Source organism: Streptomyces sp. NPDC059003 (assembly GCF_042740445.1).
Classification (GTDB): Bacteria; Actinomycetota; Actinomycetes; order Streptomycetales; family Streptomycetaceae; genus Streptomyces.
The window spans coordinates 15,404-33,088 of record NZ_JBHYJH010000111.1 but is presented as its reverse complement, the minus strand read 5'-3'; the positions used below and the strand labels follow the sequence as shown (position 1 = coordinate 33,088).

14 protein-coding genes are annotated in these 17,685 nt (G+C 69.8%); 3 read left to right on the top strand and 11 right to left on the bottom strand.

Going from position 1 to position 17,685, the window contains the following annotated elements; translation table 11 throughout:
- Window positions 1–24: 24 nt before the first annotated feature.
- The 11 genes from ACFWZ5_RS30910 to ACFWZ5_RS30860 all read right to left on the bottom strand — a co-directional run bounded on the left by ACFWZ5_RS30910 (window position 25) and on the right by ACFWZ5_RS30860 (window position 14,149).
- Entirely contained in the window at window positions 25–2,025 is a 2,001-nt protein-coding gene (locus ACFWZ5_RS30910) for a recombinase family protein (RefSeq protein WP_384891605.1), read from the bottom strand.
- Window positions 2,026–2,362: 337 nt separating this feature from the next.
- Entirely contained in the window at window positions 2,363–2,806 is a 444-nt protein-coding gene (locus tag ACFWZ5_RS30905; protein ID WP_384805129.1) for an ATP-binding protein, read from the bottom strand.
- A gap of 244 nt (window positions 2,807–3,050) precedes the next feature.
- A complete protein-coding gene (locus tag ACFWZ5_RS30900) occupies window positions 3,051–3,287 on the bottom strand; it encodes a hypothetical protein (RefSeq protein ID WP_384805127.1) in 237 nt (78 codons plus the stop codon).
- 250 nt (window positions 3,288–3,537) lie between these two features.
- Window positions 3,538–4,743: a helix-turn-helix domain-containing protein gene (locus ACFWZ5_RS30895; protein WP_384805125.1), complete on the bottom strand. Its 1,206-nt coding sequence runs from the start codon at window positions 4,741–4,743 to the stop codon at window positions 3,538–3,540.
- Between the two features lie 508 nt (window positions 4,744–5,251).
- On the bottom strand, window positions 5,252–5,980 hold the full coding sequence (locus ACFWZ5_RS30890; RefSeq protein ID WP_384805123.1) for a hypothetical protein: 729 nt from the start codon (window positions 5,978–5,980) through the stop codon (window positions 5,252–5,254).
- A gap of 345 nt (window positions 5,981–6,325) precedes the next feature.
- Window positions 6,326–6,820 (bottom strand): hypothetical protein, encoded by a 495-nt coding sequence (locus tag ACFWZ5_RS30885; RefSeq protein WP_384805121.1) that lies wholly within the window; start codon window positions 6,818–6,820, stop codon window positions 6,326–6,328.
- A gap of 1,187 nt (window positions 6,821–8,007) precedes the next feature.
- The gene (locus tag ACFWZ5_RS30880; RefSeq protein WP_384797542.1) at window positions 8,008–8,868 is read right to left on the bottom strand and encodes an Fpg/Nei family DNA glycosylase; all 861 of its coding nucleotides are present in this window, start codon (window positions 8,866–8,868) and stop codon (window positions 8,008–8,010) included.
- Window positions 8,869–8,875: 7 nt separating this feature from the next.
- A complete protein-coding gene (locus ACFWZ5_RS30875; protein WP_384797545.1) occupies window positions 8,876–10,996 on the bottom strand; it encodes a SpoIIE family protein phosphatase in 2,121 nt (706 codons plus the stop codon).
- A 73-nt stretch (window positions 10,997–11,069) separates the two neighbouring features.
- Window positions 11,070–12,278 carry a DUF6777 domain-containing protein gene (locus ACFWZ5_RS30870; protein WP_384797548.1) on the bottom strand — a complete coding sequence of 403 codons (1,209 nt, stop codon included), beginning with the start codon at window positions 12,276–12,278 and terminating at the stop codon, window positions 11,070–11,072.
- 108 nt (window positions 12,279–12,386) lie between these two features.
- Entirely contained in the window at window positions 12,387–13,244 is an 858-nt protein-coding gene (locus tag ACFWZ5_RS30865; RefSeq protein ID WP_384797551.1) for an ABC transporter permease, read from the bottom strand.
- Window positions 13,241–14,149 (bottom strand): ABC transporter ATP-binding protein, encoded by a 909-nt coding sequence (locus ACFWZ5_RS30860; protein WP_384797554.1) that lies wholly within the window; start codon window positions 14,147–14,149, stop codon window positions 13,241–13,243. The genes ACFWZ5_RS30865 and ACFWZ5_RS30860 overlap by 4 nt, the downstream gene beginning before the upstream one ends.
- A gap of 135 nt (window positions 14,150–14,284) precedes the next feature.
- Between ACFWZ5_RS30860 and ACFWZ5_RS30855 the strand changes: the two genes are divergently transcribed.
- From ACFWZ5_RS30855 to ACFWZ5_RS30845, 3 genes are all read left to right on the top strand, one after another.
- The gene (locus ACFWZ5_RS30855) at window positions 14,285–15,493 is read left to right on the top strand and encodes a sensor histidine kinase (protein WP_384797557.1); all 1,209 of its coding nucleotides are present in this window, start codon (window positions 14,285–14,287) and stop codon (window positions 15,491–15,493) included.
- Window positions 15,493–16,149 carry a response regulator gene (locus ACFWZ5_RS30850; RefSeq protein ID WP_384797560.1) on the top strand — a complete coding sequence of 219 codons (657 nt, stop codon included), beginning with the start codon at window positions 15,493–15,495 and terminating at the stop codon, window positions 16,147–16,149. The genes ACFWZ5_RS30855 and ACFWZ5_RS30850 overlap by 1 nt, the downstream gene beginning before the upstream one ends.
- A 73-nt stretch (window positions 16,150–16,222) precedes the next feature.
- Window positions 16,223–17,671 carry a lipase maturation factor family protein gene (locus tag ACFWZ5_RS30845; RefSeq protein WP_384797563.1) on the top strand — a complete coding sequence of 483 codons (1,449 nt, stop codon included), beginning with the start codon at window positions 16,223–16,225 and terminating at the stop codon, window positions 17,669–17,671.
- Window positions 17,672–17,685: the final 14 nt, after the last annotated feature.

Genomic DNA, 17,685 nt, shown 5'->3' with positions numbered 1-17,685 from the left:
TTTTATAAGAGACACACCCAGTACCTACCGCCCCTGCGCACAGGTACCGCCGCTAACGCGGCGGCTTCTTCCCGCCCGCCCACCCACTACCACCCGCCGGGCCGCACCCGCCGACGGCGGCCGGCCCCCACCGGGGGCACGGACGGCATCCGTACGGGATGCGCTTGGGCAGGGGCCCGCGACCAGCTTGGTTGCGGGCCCCTGCGCGTGCCTGGCCCTGGTGACCGCTTCCGCCGCGCGGCCGATCTCCGGGAGCCGGTCGGCGGGAAGCCTGATGGTGAAGGTGACGTCGTCGCTGTTCGGGTGGAGGCGGATGGTGAGATGGGTGATCTCGTACAGGCGTCGCTGGAGCCGTTCGGGGGCACGCGCGAGATTGAGAGCCAGATACGGCAGAGCGTCCAGGAGATCGGCGGCCTGCGCGGTCGGGCGCGGGGGCTCGGCGTCATCGGCCGCGTCGAGCTCCTCGATGGCGTCGAGGGCGTCCTTTCGCCGGGCTTCCAGGTCGTTGTACGTCTGCCGCAGGCCGCGCGCGAAGGGATCGTCGGGGTCTGTGTCCTGGGCCTGGCGGAGGACATTGCTCTGGCGGCGGGCGAGGTCGGCGAGGGTGCGCTGATGCCGTTCCCGTTCCGTCTCGCGCTCCTGGGACGCGCGTACGTCTGCGTCGCACAGGTCGGCGGCGAGGAGGGCACGGCGCTGCGGGCCGAAGACGCGGTCGGCGAAGAAGGCGCCGATGGCCTCCAGGAGATCGGCTTCGTTGATGTAGAGGGTCTTGGGGTGTCCGGCGTACACGTCGGGACGGCCACGGTTGTTGGCCCGGGGCCAGCAGGTGTAGTACGTCGTCCGATGCCGATGATTGCCGAACAGGCGGCGCCCGCAGGCGCAGTGGATCAGGCCGCGCAACACGTAGGTGCGGCGAGTGGCGGGGTGCTTGTTGAGGGCGTTCCCGTCGCGGGAGCCGCGCTTGGCCTGACGGCGTACGGCTAGCTCGTCGAACATCCACTTCGGGATCAGCGGTTCGTGGACCGGCTCCGGTGACCACACCCACATCTGCGGATCGTTGACGGCACCGTGCCGGGAGCGCGTGGCCCTGCGGTTGAAGACCTGGTGGCCGGTGTACTTCGGGTTGCGCAGGAGCTCGCAGACGGTGGACTTGCTCCAGGCCCCGCGCGCCCGCGAGACCCCGCCCGGCGGCGTGGGCGGCGGGTACCGGTCCAGGTCGGCGTTCAGCCGATCGGCGATGGTCGAATAGCCGACGCTGTCGTGGTAGCGCCATAGCGCGATCTGGGTGACCGTCTCCGCCCGCTTGCCGTCCGGCTCCAGGCTGCTCTTGGTGGCGCCTCGCGCTGCCTTGGCGGGGTTGGGGTGGCGGTAGGTCCTGGCCTTGTAGCCGTAGGGCGGCTTGCCGATGTTCCAGCCTTCGCGGACGTGGGTGCACAGTCCGCCCCAGGAGGTCTCCAGGGCGTTGAACACCTCGTACTCGGCGACCGACTGATTGATCCGGCGCTGGAGGATCTGCTGAGCACGGCCACCGTCGAGCTTGATCGGCTCGTTCCAGGCGAAGAGCGGCACCCCGGCGTGCTCTAACTCCCGTTCGACGGAGAGGTTCTCGTACATGCGGCGGGCCACGCGGGAGGTGCTCTCGCAGATGACGGCGTCGAAGCGGCGGTTGGGGTGGGCGGCCTCGGCGAGCAGGTCGACGATGCCGCCGTCGCGGGCGATGGGGATGCCGAAGCGCTCGAAGTCCGAGCCCTGGCTGCGCTCGCTGAGCTCTTTGCGACCGGACTCCACGTCGTAGAAGTGGCAGACGATGGCCCACGCCTCCGGCAGCGCGGACTTGCACCGCTCCCACTGGCGCAGAAGCGACTGCCGGGGGTCCTGCTGGTCCTCGGTCGAGGTGCGGCCCACCCAGGCGACGCGGACTTCTCCGTGCAGGAGCGCGAGGGGCAGGCCGAAGGGGGAGACGGACAGGTCCGACAGAGCGGGTGTGGAAGGGGTCCTACCTTGGCTAGGAGTCCGCGCGGTCATCGGGTCTCACCTCGGAAGATGAATGTGCCTTGGCGGAGTCGGTCGTGGCCCATACGAGGAGGGAGCGGATGGCATCCGCCAACTTGAGCCGCAGACGGGCGCCTTCGCTGCCGCCCACGTGCCTCACACATCCGGAGTACGTACGCTCACGCCCGCGCCCCGGCGTCTGGCGATGGCGCCACGGTCTCTGCTCAGCTTCGTATTCGTAATCGAAGCCTTCTGGGTCGACGTCCATGCCGCGCTCCGGTCCCCTGGGTCCTGATGTCACCCCAGGAGGCCGGATTCCAGGCTCGTTTTTGACACCCGTGGCAGCAATTAAGTGCTCTTTAGTACTTCCTTAGTCAGGCTTGAAGGCGCGGTGCATGACGAACACGACGACCGTCCCGCCATGCCGACTCGGACCGGCCCACCACTCGTCAGCCAGCTCGTCGACGAGGAACAGCCCGCGCCCGTGGGCCTCCGTGGCCTCAGGCGTCCGCAGGCGGACGTGGGCGGGGCAGCCGGGGTTGTGCACCTCCACGTGCAGCGCTTCGCCCATGCGGTACCAGTAGACCCGCACCCGCCAGGGCTCGTCGGCTTTGCCGTGCACGATGGCGTTGGTGACGAGCTCCGAGAGCATGAGCACGCAGTCGTCGGCGCAGCAGGCGAGGTGGTGGGAATCGGAGAACTGTCGGGACCAGCGACGGGCACATCTCGCTGATTCCGGGACGGGGCCGAGGACCATGCCGCCGAGCGGTTCGGGCACGCCACTGTCGTCGAAGGCGTCGTCGGCGCGCGTCATCGCCCCTCCCGGCACCTGTGTGAATACTTCCTCTGTTTCCTCATAGAGGAGTTGCAGGCTGCGCAGGAAGGGCCAAGAAGCGCCTGACCTGCACAGAGCTCCATAAGACGGGCTACGCCTCTATTGGGTAGACAGATAGGTACCCGAATTCGAAGCGAGACAGGAAGAGCCATTCCGCCCACCTGAGATTCACATACGGCCGTCAGCCAGTCCCGGCCGGAAGCCGAACCCATCGCATGGCGCATCATGGCCGCCGCCAAGCGCGCCACGGCCGTGTGATGAGCTCTCGGTAGGTGTGGTGGGACGGGTGCCGTCCACAGTGCTCCATCACCCACGTCTGCGGCTCAGCGTAGTCCTCGCTCACCGGCGAGGTCTCGCCGTCCACGACGCACTGCATGGCGTACGTGATCGGCTCCGCGTCGGGCTCACGGTCAGGTTCGAGCGTCCAGGTCTCGAACCGCAGCACAGCGCGCGTACTCACGGAGACCACCGCCCATTGGGCACAGCATTCCGGTGGCAGCCGTCGATAGGAGCCAGGAGCCGCACCAGCGGAGCGAACAGTCTCGCGATAACTTGGGGCACGTCGTCAACCTCCCGGGGTTGGTGGCCACGCCCCCGGGCCGTGACAGCGGTCGCGGGGGTCTCGTACCCCGACAGCATTCCGCCGTGTAAAGGCCCCAGCGTTGCCCAATTGGCAACGCTGGGGCCCTTGTTCAATCACGATTCTTGCGCTAGACGCCGCACCACTGCGCGTACTTCATCAGCGGATCAGGCGCCTTGGCCCTGGTGCGCAGCAGCGTCGCCACCGTCTCGTGCACACCAGGGTGGTACCGCGTCTGTTGCGGAGCAACGCCCTTGGCCTTCACCAGCGAAGACAGTGCGTCGTCATGACGCGCCGTCCACGCCTCGGCACGAGCCCGGTCCACCCAGTAGTGCCCCGCGCGCGCCGCTGGATAGTCATCGGGCAGGTGAACGGCCCTGGCCTTCTCCAGCGCCTTGCCGTGCTTGTCCCGATCACTGGCCGCAGCCATGCTGTGGATCGCGCAGTTCACGGGACCGAACACCAGGCCGTAGTCCCGCGTCTCGCCTGTCTTCCGGGCAATCTCATGGGCTGCCGTAAGCCAGTCGTCGGCCGCGCCGGCGTCGCCCATGCGGCCTGAGAGAATCGCGGCCTTCAAGTGGAGGGCACCACGCACCGCACGCGTGGCCCGAGCGCCGTCGTCATCCAGGTCCCGCAGCGCCTGTTGCACCAGCGCCACGCCCCGGTCATGCCGAGCGGCATCGGCCATCAGCTGCGCACGATCCCACCGCTCAATGGCCACCTGCTGCGGGTCCCCGGACCGTGGGGCGGCCGCCGCCATGCGAGACAGGGCGAGCCGAGCAAGGTCCAGGTAGCCGATCTGACGGCTCACGACGTACACCGTGCGCCCGATCTCCGCTTGCAGCCAGCACACGCGCTCACGCTCGTGATCAGGCTGATCGTGCAGCAGAACCCGGTGATTGATCTCCGAGATCAGGGCGGGAAGCCGCTCGGCGATCTCGATGTACTCCGCCTTGGCCCGGCGCTCCCGGAGCCGCCCCACCTCGGCTTCCAAGGTCGCAAGCGACCTGGGCTGCGGATCGTCATCGCTGGGCGGGATATCCCAGTCATCGAGCGCGGAGCTGATCGGAGTGACGAGCCGGTCCAACTGGTCCGACTGAAGCATGTGGATGTACGGCTGCCCATGCAGGACCGACACACTCACGCCCAACGCCCGTGCGATGGCCGCGACGATGGCAGGGCTGGCGTATCGATCACCGCTCTCGATCCTGGAGAGCATGGACGGCGAGACGTGGGCACGCGCCCCGAGCTCCCGAAGCGAGAGGGCGCACAGAGCGCGCACTTCGGAGATGCGCGCCCCAATCCCACCTGTGGTGCTGTCAGTTGGGTCGGGCATACTGACTCCCGTTCTGAACTAGACACTCAGAACGGTACTCCCGCCCACACCCGGCAGAGCTGTGATCAGTTCCCGTCACCCCATAGGGTCCGTGTCGGTAGATAACGTCACAGCACGCAGGCTGTCGATCACTGTCTGATGACCGAGGGCCCGTCCTGCACAAGCGGCTTCAGGACCAACGAACCGACTGCGTTACGACCTTCGTCACGGATTCAAGGCGGCTCGCATCCGCGCGCGGCTGGACCTGCGCTACTGCCTCCCCCGGCCCGTCGCGCGTTACGGCGATCGGCTGCTTGAAGTCGGAGAATCCGGTACGTCGCGACTAGGGCTCCACAGCTTCAGGCAGCCACTTTGGTGCGGGCTCGAAGACCATGGCCCCAACGTCGTGCTTTACCGGGTAGATCTAAAGACTGCCCGACGCGCCGAGAGCTCACGGGCCGTGATCGCACTCGCGCCAAAGGGGCCTTCCAGCCCAAAGCCGCCCCGCCCGACTCTCGCTTTTACGCCCTCAATCGAATCTACGTGTCGTCATCCCGAAGTAGTCCATAGCGAATTGCAAGAACTCCAATCGCGCATCTTCGTCAACCACTTCCCCCTGGAGGAAGCACCGCCCTGATCGACGTGGCGAGATACCTACTGCCGCGCCCAACCTAATCCATCCATCAACTTGACAATCCGAAATCACTTCAGGCGCAAATTCACCAATCAACGTGACGGTCAGCGGGTTGTACTCGATGGAAAAGGATCCAGAGTTTTCACCCCAAAAGAAGTCATAGTTGCAGAGCGGGGAAAGATAATCAATGGTTCCCTTCAGGAACCACCAGCAGACCTCCTGATAGTCTTCACACTCGTCCAGCGTAGGCGGCTCGGCTCCATCGTGCTCCACGGCGTTGCGCAGGCGCCTGAGGCGGCGCAGTGAACGCTGGAGGATTACGCCCCAGGTTTCGAGAAGGCCGAGCCAGCTGACATTCCTCGAATCCAAGTACTGACTAAAACAGTAAATCGAATTCAGGTGTTCGAGGCGCGTATCGACAGCACGCTTGAGGGCGAGAACAGCGTCAATTCGATCATACTCTCCACGGTGGTTCGAGAGTCGGTATGCCGCATGATGGAATGAAGCTTCAGCACGCGATATCATCATTCGGTCGTAATCGCCGATGCCATTCTTTCCGTGCCCGCTCTCCGTGAATTCATGCAGGCCGTTTTCCAGCCACCAGTCCGACTCGACACTCTTCATGCGGCCATAGTAGCCGTGCTTATGTGCAGCGTTACGCGGATTATGGGAGGTTGACCGATTTGAGGGCAGCACGTCGCTGTTAGGTGGAGGGGCGCGCCGTGTCACGAGTGGTTCTGCAGGGCAACCACAGGCCACCGATCCTTGACCTACTGCACGGCTCGAAGCCCGGACTGACCTAGGGCTGCATGGAGATAACGCCGACCAACAACAGAAGCCCCGGCCCCTGAAGCTAGTCAGAGCGGAGGGCTGTCTCGCCAGTCAGGGCGGCGATTGTGCGCTGGCCACTGATCCCGACCACCGTTAACATTTGGCTTTCCGCGGGGAATCCGCCAAGCTTGAATGGGGCTATTCAGCAGAGCGTTGCTCCCAGTATTCATCCATGCCTTCGAGGCTGACCTTCCCTAGGTAATGAGCAGCTTCTGCCGCTAGGGCGCTGAAGCGTTGCGAAACCTCCTTGGGGAGGGCGATTGAACCGATAAAGATTCCGGAATAGAGAATCACGCTGCGGCCGATTTCATTCAGAGAAATCAACAGGCCGATCTCGCTATAGAATCCGCCAGCCGCAGGTGGGCCATGAGGAATGAAATGTTGCGGGATGTGGCCAGGATGAGCTCCATATCCACTCAGCTTTGAATATCTGACCTGATCAGTTGGCACTCCCCAGCCTCCCCGCTCCAGACGCGTCCGAACCCGAACGGGAGAGTACTTGCGCCGACGATCCTTACCGTCTGCACTTCTCCATTCGGCCAGGCTCTCTGGATCATAGAGGAACAGGGAGGCCAGATTCACCCTTTCGGCTATTGATCGAGACAGTGTGAGAGCCTCGTCGTAGAAGCCCATATGCATTAGACGTATAGCGGCGCGTGCCGCATTGCAGACCCCTCCAGTCAGGTGCTCAATTGCATGATCCCCGCCTGAGCAACCCCAATAGCAGCTAGAGGATCTTTCCAGGAGGGACAGTAAGGTTCCGAGGGTCGTGTACAACTTAGGCGCCTTTTCACCTAGGGCGGGAATCCTATCAGTTGACAACGCGTCACAGGAGTCCTCAAGCTTCCTCATGGACGCATAGAAGCCATCCCCCTCGAAATCGCTACCACGAGGTTTGGGCACAGGTCCTCCCCATTTGTTTATCGCACCCTAGGCGTCGAAGGTACACCCCACCGCTGTACCGAGCGACCGTGTTGAACCTGTGGTCAGCCTCAGCTCTGTACGGACAGAGGCGGCAGCAGTGGGTAGACTCAAGTCACCTGACAGTCCGTGTAGTTCGGGAATGAGATCGGTGCCGACCAGGCGATACCGGGTGCTACGAGCGAGGGCGCCAGTAGCCCCTGGTGCCTACACCGATCTCTCTTCGAAAGGGGCTACATGGAACTGGCGGGATGGGTGACTGTCGGGACCGCGGCGGTCGTTGGGGGGTTCACGGTCGTGGGACACCTCTTCGACCAGGTTCCGGCGCTCTCCCAAAAGTTGATCACTGCGATTCGTTCTGTTCGCGCGGTGCGTGACGAAGTAAGGACCAACCGCAGGTGATCATCCGGCCCTGCCAGTGGGAGCTCTTCCCTGGTAGGGCCGGGCCTGCGCTTCAAGATGAAGTAGTCATGCCAGGCACGTGCCGGGTCGAGTGGGAAACCAGGGGAATCAACGGGTTCGCCCAGCAAGCGTCGACCGTTCCACCGCAGGCGAACTGGACGATCAAGGCAATATCACCCTAGCTTCCCAAGGTGATACCTCGCGGCACTCCCGCGCACACGCACTGATCGGGTTCAACGAGAGCGTCAGCGGCCCACACCCTTTGCCCGTCGGCCGCCACCCGACACCCCAACCGTCGCCGACACCACCAACTCCCGCCCCATGCCCCGCTCCCCACCCCGTACAGATCCAGTCCACCCCACCCCGGGGGCGTCCACCCCCTGGGAGGGTGGAAACGGGCGGGCGGGTGGGAAACAAACCGCCGCGGTAGCGGCGGAAACCACCCACCTGCCCGCACCCGGGCGGACGCGCAGCCGCCGACAGCGAGTCGGAGATGGCTACTTCAGGAGGCGGGACAGGCGGCGGTCCGCCAGAGGCTTGCCGCCCGTCTGGCAAGACGCGCAGTACTGGAGGGACGAGTCCGCGAAGGACACCTCGCGGATCACGTCACCGCACACCGGACACGGGGAACCCGTGCGCCCGTGCACCCGCAGCCCCGACTTCTTCTCCGACTTGAGGTGGGCGGCGGACACGCCGCGGGCCCGGGCCACGGCCTCCGTGAGGGTGGCGCGCAGGGCCGCGTACAGACGCCGCCGCTCCTCGCCGGAAAGGCGGTCCACGAGCTTGAAGGGGGACATCCGCGCCGCGTGCAGGATCTCGTCGCTGTAGGCGTTGCCGATCCCCGCGATCAGGCTCTGGTCGCGCAACGCCCCCTTGAGCTGCCGCCGTTCACCGTCGAGCAGCTCCCCGAAGCGCTCCTCGGTGAAGTCGTCGGCGAGCGGGTCGGGACCGAGGCGGGCGATGCCCGGCAGGGCGAGCGGGTCGTCGGTCACGTACACCGCGAGCCGCTTCTGCGTACCCGCCTCCGTGAGGTCGAAGCCCGCGCCGGTCTCGAGGGCGACGCGCAGCGCGAGCGGGCCCTTGCCGGGGCGCGGCGCACCGCTCGGGAGGGGGTCCTTCCACTGAAGCCAGCCCGCGCGGGCGAGATGGGTGACGAGCCAGAGACCGCCCGCGTCGACGGCGAGGAACTTGCCGTACCGGGCGACCCCGGTCACCTCACGCCCTTCGAGCGCCGTCACCGGCGGGTCGTACGTCTTCAGGACGCTCACCGCGACGGGCAGCACCCGCACGATCTCGTGCCCGGCGAGCTCCGCCGCGAGGAAGTCCCGCAGCGCCTCGACCTCCGGCAGTTCCGGCATCGCGCCCTCACCTCTCCGCGCCCCGCGCGGGCACGATGAACTCGCACCACACGCACTTGCCGCCGCCCCGCGAGTCCACGCCCCACACGTCCGCGAGCCGGTCGACGAGGAGCAGTCCGCGCCCGGAGACCCCGTCGTCGGTGGCCTCGCGCAGCCGCGGCAGTGCGCTGGAGGAGTCCTCGACGTCGACGCGCAGGCGCCGGTCGGCGCCGCTGAGGACGCGCAGGGTGACGATGGCGGGGCCGTCGGTGTGCGTGAGGGCGTTGGTGATGAGCTCGTCGGCGGCGAGTTCGATCTCGTCGGCGCGGCCCCGCGCGCCCCAGGCGCGGACGGCGGCGCGGATCATGTGCCGGGCCTCGACGAGCGCTTCGGGGTCCCCCGGCGGGACGTGCTGCTGCAGGCGCCCGCCGGAGCGCGGCGCGTCCACGACGCGGCGGCGGAGCAGGAGCAGCGCCGCGTCGTCGTCACCGCGGCCGTCGTCCACGCTGCCGCACAGCAGGTCGGCGAGGGCCTCCAGGTCGCGGGGCCCTGCGGTGGCGAGCTCGGCGAGCGCCTGGGTGCCGTCGTCGAGGTCGGCGCCGGGCTCCTCGACGAGTCCGTCGGTGTAGAGCAGCAGGGCCTGGTCGGGGTCGAGCTCGACGGTCGTGACGGGGTAGTCGAGCCGCCCGAACTCCGCGGACAGGCCGAGCGGCAGGCCGCCGTCGACGGGCACGCGGCGGCAGGTGCCGTCGGTGAGGCGCAGGAGCGGGTCGATGTGTCCGGCGCGCACCAGCTGGACCACGCCGGTGGACAGGTCGGCCTCGGCGTACAGGCAGGTGGCGAAGCGGTCGGTGTCGAGTTCGTGCAGGAAGCCGGAGGCGCGGGCCATGACGGTGGCGGGCGTGTGGCCCTCGGCGGCGTACGCGCGCAGGACGATGCGCAGCTGCCCCATCACGGCGGCGGCGTGCGTGTCGTGGCCCTGCACGTCCCCGATGACGGCGCCGACGCGGCCGCCGGGCAGCGGGATGACGTCGTACCAGTCGCCGCCGACGTCGCGGCCGAGCGCCGCGCTGCGGTAGCGGACGGCGATGTCGGCGCCGGGCACGCCGGGGATGGTGCGGGGCAGCATGGCCTGCTGGAGGCCCTTGGCGAGGTCCTTCTCCTGCTCGTACAGCATGGCCCGCTGGAGGCTCTGCGCGATGCCGCCGCCGAGCGCGACGATGACGTTGCGCTCCTCCTCGGTGAACCCGGTCTTGTCCTGGTAGAGCAGGCCGAGCGCGCCGATGGGCCGGGCCTGCGCGATCAGCGGCAGATAGGCGGCGGCGGTGATCCCCAGGTGCTCGATGTGCGGCCACAGGATCGGGTACGAGGTCGCGAAGTCCTGGGGCGACTCGATGAAGCGCGGGGCGAGGGTGCGCACGGTCTCGCTCATCGGGTACGGCTCGTCGACGCGGGTGACGCGGGTGCCGGGCACGTAGCTGCCGACGGGGCCCTCCGCGACGAGCCGGATCCGCCCGGACTCGACCAGGCCCATGACGATGTTCGACGCGCCGAGGTTGGCCAGGCCCTGGGTGTCCTTCAGTACGTCGATGACGTCCGCGACGGTCCGGGCGTGGGCGAGGGCCGCGGTGGTGTTCTGCACGATGCTGGTGCGGCGGCGCCGGTCGGCCTCCGCCTCGACGCGTTCGCGGTGGGCGGTGCTGTCGCTGAGCTCGCGCGTGGCGTCGCGCACGATGCCGACGATGCGCTGCGGGCGGCCCGTGCCGTCGCGCACGATGTGGCCCTGGGTGTGGGTCCAGCGCAGCGTGCCGTCGCGGCGGCGGACGCGGAAGTACGCGCCGTAGTTGACGCTGCCGTCCTTCAGGGCGTGGGAGACCTGGCCGTCGAGGCGGTGGGCCTCGATGGGCGGGACCCGGGGGGCGAGGCTCTCGGGCCGGTTGTCGAACTCGTCGGGGCTCAGGTCGAACAGGGCGAGGGCCTCGGCGTCCATGAGCAGCACGCGGGTGCTCAGGTCCCAGTCGAAGCCGCCCATGCCGAGCGCGGGCCCGTACAGATCGAGAAAGCAGTGAGTGGAGGTCGAAGCGGCTGCGGAGCTGCCGCCGCAGCAGCGCCGCAGCGCCGCCTCGACACCCTCTGTGCCCGCGTCCATGGGCCAACGCTAGGCGCACCCTCGCACGGCCGCATGTGGACGGCGTCATCGCTGGTCAGGGGCGCCCGGCCGGTCAGCCGCCGAAGGAGCCGGGGTCCAGCGGGTCGCCCGTGAGGGGCGAGGGACAGCCGGGCGGGAGCGGTGCCGGCATCTCGTCGGGGGTGTCCTGCGTGCCGGGGGTGGGGGTGGGGCAGTCGGGGGGCGTGGTGTCGTCTCCGGGCGTGTCCGTGCCGTCGTCGGGCTGCTGCTGTTCGTCCGGGTCGGTGGAGTCCGCCGGGTCCGTGGGGTCGGTGGGGTCAGTGAGGTCGCCGGGATCCGTGGAGTCATCGGGATCCGTGGAGTCGGTGGAGTCCGTCGAGTCGGTGGGGCCGGTGGGGTCCGTGGAGTCCGTGGAGTCCGTGGCGTCACTGGGATCCGACGAGTCCGAGGGATCCGATGTGTCCGAGGGGTCCGACGAGTCCGAGGGGTCCGTGGATTTCGTGGGCGTCGGGTCCGGCGGCGGTACGGAGCGGTCCTCGTCGCCGTCCTCGTCGCCGGTCCTCCGCTCGATCCAGGTGTTGTTGACGATGTTCACGATCGTGATGTGCGTGATCGGGCGCGGCGCCGGGACCACGACGATCACCCGCGTCGGCCGGTAGCCGTCCCACGGCTGTCCGTGGTGGCGCGGTGCCTGCCGGAAGGCGACGGGCGGCTTCAGCGGGTTGCCGCAGGCGCACCGCACCCGGGGCAGGCCGCGGTCGTCGACGAGGACGGCGGTGCCCGCCTGGAGCACGGACTGGAAGGCGGTGGCGCCGCCGTCGCGGTAGCCGTGGTTGGTGACGCGCGTGTCCGCGCGCAGCACGACCGGCGTCAGGCCGCGCAGATAGCCGGGGACGGCGTCCGGCGCGATGCCGGAGGCCCGGGCGAAGGCGCGGGCCTTGGCGGGAGCGGCGGTCAGATAGCGGATCTGCTGGGCGACGTCGCAGCTGCCTACGTGGTGCGTGCCGCCGTAGAGGCCGGGCGTGCCGCCCTGGAGGGAGCGCAGGCCCTGGTCGGTGGGCGACGCGGAACCGGTGGGCGAGGGCTGCGGCGAACGGGTGACGGGCGGGGGGCTCGCGGCGGCCCTGGCGGTGGAGTCGGTGAACGGGTCGGGCCCCTGCGCGGCCACCGGCTGCAGGAACAGTTCCTTCCCGTCACCGGCCGCCGCGCCCTGGTCCTTGTCGTCGCCCCCGGAGCAGCCGGCGGCCGCCAGGGCCGTGGCTATCGCGAGGGCCGTCGCGTACGTACGCATCGATGCGCCCACGGGTGTCTCCCGCCTGTCGCCGGGGAATTTGCCCCTATTGTCCGGGCCGACGCGCGGCGGCACGCAAGCGGAGTGATCACCTTGCCCCAGGAAGAAGGGGCATCCCGCTCACTGGTCCCTGCGGTCGACGGTCACCACAGTCACGGCGACCGCGGCAAGCGCCCACACCGCGTACACCGTCCAGGCCCCGCCCGTCGTCCACGGGTACGCGACCTCGAACCGGCCCGTCTCGGTCAGGCGCAGCCACGCCTCGTACACCTGGGCGTGGGCGAGGAGGGCCGACCAGTGGCGGTCGTCGCTGAGGACGACCGGAAGCAGCATGAGGACCGCGACATTGGCGACCATCGTCGTGCCCATGTGCCGGATGAGGGCGCCGAGTGCCATGCCGGTGAGCGCCGCCACCGGCATGAGCAGCGCGGACGCCACGACGAGGCGGCCGGCGCCCGGGTGGTCGAGGGAGACGCCGATGCCCCGGGCGCCCAGGATGGACTGGGTCACAAAGAAGGAGGCCACGGCGATCAGCGCCCCGAGGGCCGTGGTGACCGCGGCCAGGACCGCGGCCTTCGCCGCCATCACCGCGCGGCGCGCCGGCACCGCCGCGAACGTCACGCGGATCGTGCCGGTGCCGTACTCGCCGACGACCGCCGCGGCGCCGATCGCTCCGGCCGCGAGGACCAGGATCAGGGCGGCGTTCGCGGTGAAGGCCTCGGACAGCGGGATGCCGTCGCGGATGAAGGAGGCGCGGCCCTCGTCGTCGCGCGCGTCCCAGTAGCGGTAGGTGTCGTACGCCGTACCGGCGTTGAAGCCGATGACGGCGAGCGCGGTGATCAGGAACGCCCAGGGGGTCGAGCGCAGCGACCACAGTTTGAGCCACTCGGCGGCGAGGAGGTCGCGGAAGCGGGCGCGCGGCTCGGCGGGCGCCTGCGGGGCGGCGACGTCGTGGGGCAGGGTCAGGGGCGCGGTCATCGGGGGTCTCCTGCGAGGTATTCGACGCTGTCGGCGGTGAGTTCCATGAACGCGTCCTCCAGGGACGCGGCGCGCGGCGCCAGTTCGTGCAGCGGCAGACAGTGCGCGCAGGCGAGGTCGCCGATGCGGGCGGCGTCGAGTCCGGTCACCGCGAGCAGCGGCCCGTCCTCGCGCACCGTCGCGCCCTCGGCGGTCAGCACGCCGGTGAGGGCGGCGCGCTCCGGTGTGCGCACGGCCACGCCCGTGCCGGCGGCACGGCCCGCGAACGCCGTCAGGCTCTCCGCCGCGATGAGCCGGCCGCGGCCGATGACGACCAGGTCGTCGGCGGTGTGTTCCATCTCGGACATCAGATGGCTGGAGACGAACACGGTGCGCCCCTCGTCGGCGAGGCGTCTGAAGAGGCCGCGCACCCACAGGACGCCTTCCGGGTCGAGCCCGTTGAGCGGCTCGTCGAAGAGGAGCACCGGCGGGTCGCCGAGCAGCGCGGCGGCGATGCCGAGGCGCTGCTTCATGCCGAGCGAGAAGCCGCCGATGCGGCGCCGGGCCGCGCCGGTGAGGCCGACGTCGGCGAGGACCTCGTCGACGCGGCGGCGCGGGATGCGGTTGGAGCGGGCTAGCACGGCCAGGTGCCCGGCGGCGGTGCGGCCGCCGTGCACGTCCCCGGCGTCGAGCAGCGCGCCCACGTGGCGCAGTCCGCGCGGGCGGTCGCGGAACGCGCGGTCCCCGACGGTGACGGTGCCCGCGGACGGGTCGTTCAGGCCGAGGATCAGCCGCAGGGTGGTGGACTTGCCCGCGCCGTTCGGGCCGAGGAACCCGGTGACACGGCCGGGGCGCACGGTGAAGGTCAGGTCGTCGACGGCCGTGGTGCCGCCGTACCGCTTCGTCAGTTCCTTGGCTTCGATCATGGGGTCAACGCTGCCGTGGGCGGCTGCCTCCGGGCATCGGACCAGGGCTGACACTTCGTCGGGCGCCGGTGTCGACCGTGGTTGTACACCCCTGGCCCGATGCCCGTTGTTGATCACCCGGTTACGATGCCGGGCATGTCCGCGACACCGCCTCCGCCCCTGCTCAAGCGCCTTTCACCGGCCGTCTGGACGGCGCTGGCGTGGTGCGCGGGCACGGCGCTCACGTTCCTGATCCGGCTGCGGCTGCCCGGCGAGGCGCAGCCATCCGTCCTGCCGGGCGTCATCTTCCTGCGGTGGGACGGCCTCCTCGCGCTGGCCGTCGCCACCGCCCTCACCGTGTGGGGCGGCACCCTGCTGACCCGCCGCCCCCTGACGGCGCTCTTCCTGCTGCTCCTCGGCTCCGTCATCGCCACGAACCCGCTGAGCGTCGCCGCGATCCCGCTCCAGCAGTTCCTCGCGATCGACATCGCGCTGTACTTCATCGCGGCGGCACAGACCCGGCGCACCGGACTCGTCGCCCTCGCCATGGCCCTCGGCACCCTGGCCGCGTACCTCACCGTGCGGCTCCTGAGCGGCTGGATCGTCAGCACCTCCGCCGAGCTGACCGTCGCGCTCACCGCCGTCATCGCCTGGCTGCTCGGCCGGGCGACGCACGAGTCCCGGGCGCACGCCGAGCAGGTGCGCGCCCAGGCCGCCGCGCAGGCGGTGACCGCCGAGCGCCTGCGGATCGCGCGGGAACTGCACGACATGGTCGCGCACACCATCGGCATCGTCGCCCTCCAGGCCGGTGCCGCACGGCGGGTCATCGACACCCGGCCCGAGCTCGCGCGCGACGCGCTCGGCGCGGTGGAGACCGCGAGCCGCGACACCCTGTCGGGCCTGCGCCGGATGCTGGGCGCGCTGCGCCGGGCCGAGCCCGGCCAGGCCCACGAGGCGGCGCCGCTCGATCCGGGGCTGGGCCTCGCGGACGTCAACCGGCTCGCCGCGCGGACGACGGCGGCCGGTGTTCGCGTCGAGGTGCGCTGGCTCGGCACGCCACGGCCGCTGCCGCCGGACGTCGACGTGTCCGCGTACCGGATCATCCAGGAGGCCGTCACCAACGTGGTGCGGCACGCGGGCACCGCGTCCTGCCGGGTCACCGTGGAGCGGCACAGCAAGGAGCTCAGCATCGAGGTCGTCGACGACGGGAAGGGCACGGGCACGGCGGCGGGCCAGGGGTCCGGATACGGGCTGCTCGGCATGCGGGAGCGGGTGAGCCTGCTGCACGGCGAGTTCTCGGCCCGGCCCTGCCCCGGGGGCGGCTTCCGGGTCGCGGCCCGCCTGCCCGTTCCGGCGGGTGCGTGATGACCGTACGGGTCCTGCTGGCCGACGACCAGCCGCTGGTGCGGACGGCCCTGAACATGGTCATCGCCCAGGCCGACGACCTGGAGGTCGCCGGGGAGGCCGGGGACGGCGCCGAGGCCGTGCGGCTCACCGCGGAGCTCGCGCCCGACGTCGTCGTGATGGACATCCGCATGCCCGGCATGGACGGCATCGAGGCCACCGAGCGCATCACGGCGGCCGGGGGCGCCACCCGGGTCGTGGTCCTGACGACGTTCGATGACGACGACTACGTGTACGGGGCGCTGCGCGCGGGCGCGTCGGGCTTCCTCGTCAAGGACATGGCCCTCGACGACATCCTGGGCGCCGTCCGCGTGGTCGCCGCGGGCGACGGCCTGATCGCGCCGAGCGTGACCGGGCGCCTCATCAAGGAGTTCGCGGTCCGCCCCGCCGCCGCGCCGCCGCCCGCCCAGGTGGACGGCATCACCGACCGGGAGCGCGAGGTCCTGACCCTCGTCGGCGGCGGCCTCACCAACACCGAGATCGCCGAGCGCCTGTCCATCAGCGTCGCCACCGCCAAGACGTATGTGACCCGGCTCCTCGCCAAGCTGGACGCCCGCGACCGGGTGCAGCTGGTGATCATCGCGTACGAGACGGGTCTGGTGTCGGCCCCGCGGTGACCTCGCCGACCACGCGCCCATGAGGGCGGGGCACCGATGGGACGGGGGACTCACCCGGCGTCACAATGGACACGTGGAGTGGTTCACCGCGGACGGCTACTGGCTGAGCCGCCTGGTCTTCCAGCGCGCCCTGGCCGCGGTCTACCTCGTCGCCTTCCTGGGCGCGGCCCTGCAGTTCCGCGCGCTCATCGGGGCGCGCGGGATGCTCCCGGTGCCGCGGTACGTGGCGCGGGTGCCGCTGCGCAGGGCGCCGAGCGTGTTCCAGCTGTACTACTCGGACCGGTTCTTCGCGGGCTGCGCCTGGGCGGGCTGCGCGGTCGCCGCGGCGCTGCTCGCGGGCGTGGACGGGCACCTTCCGCTGGCGGCCGCGATGGCGCTGTGGCTGGTGCCGTGGGCGCTGTACCTGTCCATCGTGAACGTGGGGCAGACCTGGTACGGCTTCGGCTGGGAGTCGCTGCTCCTGGAGGTGGGCTTCCTCGCCGTGTTCCTCGCGGGCGACGACGTCGGGCCGCCGGTGCTCGTGCTCTTCCTGCTGCGCTGGGTGCTGTTCCGCGTCGAGTTCGGCGCCGGGCTGATCAAGATGCGCGGGGACGCCTGCTGGCGCAAGCTGACCTGTCTGTACTTCCACCACGAGACGCAGCCGATGCCGGGCCCGCTGAGCTGGTTCTTCCACCGCTTGCCGGGCCCGCTGCACCGCGTGGAGGCCGCCGCCAACCACGTCACCCAACTCGTGGTGCCGTTCCTCCTGTTCACCCCGCAGCCGGTCGCGACCGGCGCGGCCCTGCTGATGATCGCGACACAGCTGTGGCTGGTCCTCTCCGGCAACTTCTCCTGGCTGAACTGGATCACGATCACGCTCGCCGCGTCGGCCGTCGACCACCGCCTCCTGTTCGGTTCCGCCGCCGACCCGCCCGCGGACCTCGCCGCCGCGCCGCTCTGGTACGAGGTCCTGGTCGTCGCGGTGACCGCGCTGCTGCTCGCCCTGAGCTACCGCCCGGCCCGCAACCTCCTCTCCCGCCGCCAGGTCATGAACCGCTCCTTCGACCCGCTGCACCTGGTGAACACGTACGGCGCGTTCGGCAGCGTCAGCCGCGTACGCCAGGAGGTGGTGATCGAGGGCACGGCGGACCCGGTGCCGCGCGTGGCCTCCGAGTGGCGGGAGTACGGCTTCAAGGGCAAGCCGGGCGATCCGCGCCGCTGGCCGCGGCAGTTCGCCCCGTACCATCTGCGCCTCGACTGGCTGATGTGGTTCGCCGGGCTCTCCCCCGCCTACGCGCGCCCGTGGTTCGGGCCCTTGGTGGAGCGGCTCCTGAAGGGCGACCGGGACACGCTGCGGCTGCTGCGCCACTGCCCCTTCCCGGACACCCCGCCGACGTTCGTGCGCGCCACCCTGTACCGCTACCGCTTCACGACGTGGCGCGAACTGCGGGAGACGGGGGCCTGCTGGGAGCGCACGTACGTACGGGAGTTCCTGCCGCCGACACGGCTGGAATCGGCGGAATCGGCGGCCCACAGGTCCTAGGGCGTGTCTTTCGG

Bases quoted from the DNA above. Each gene is read 5' to 3' on its own strand.
- ACFWZ5_RS30910 (WP_384891605.1), bottom strand. From the start codon at position 2,025: ATGACCGCGCGGACTCCTAGCCAAGGTAGGACCCCTTCCACACCCGCT.
- ACFWZ5_RS30905 (WP_384805129.1), bottom strand. From the start codon at position 2,806: ATGACGCGCGCCGACGACGCCTTCGACGACAGTGGCGTGCCCGAACCG.
- ACFWZ5_RS30895 (WP_384805125.1), bottom strand. From the start codon at position 4,743: ATGCCCGACCCAACTGACAGCACCACAGGTGGGATTGGGGCGCGCATC.
- ACFWZ5_RS30890 (WP_384805123.1), bottom strand. From the start codon at position 5,980: ATGAAGAGTGTCGAGTCGGACTGGTGGCTGGAAAACGGCCTGCATGAA.
- ACFWZ5_RS30885 (WP_384805121.1), bottom strand. From the start codon at position 6,820: ATGGGCTTCTACGACGAGGCTCTCACACTGTCTCGATCAATAGCCGAA.
- ACFWZ5_RS30880 (WP_384797542.1), bottom strand. From the start codon at position 8,868: ATGCCGGAACTGCCGGAGGTCGAGGCGCTGCGGGACTTCCTCGCGGCG.
- ACFWZ5_RS30875 (WP_384797545.1), bottom strand. From the start codon at position 10,996: ATGGACGCGGGCACAGAGGGTGTCGAGGCGGCGCTGCGGCGCTGCTGC.
- ACFWZ5_RS30865 (WP_384797551.1), bottom strand. From the start codon at position 13,244: ATGACCGCGCCCCTGACCCTGCCCCACGACGTCGCCGCCCCGCAGGCG.
- ACFWZ5_RS30860 (WP_384797554.1), bottom strand. From the start codon at position 14,149: ATGATCGAAGCCAAGGAACTGACGAAGCGGTACGGCGGCACCACGGCC.
- ACFWZ5_RS30855 (WP_384797557.1), top strand. From the start codon at position 14,285: ATGTCCGCGACACCGCCTCCGCCCCTGCTCAAGCGCCTTTCACCGGCC.
- ACFWZ5_RS30850 (WP_384797560.1), top strand. From the start codon at position 15,493: ATGACCGTACGGGTCCTGCTGGCCGACGACCAGCCGCTGGTGCGGACG.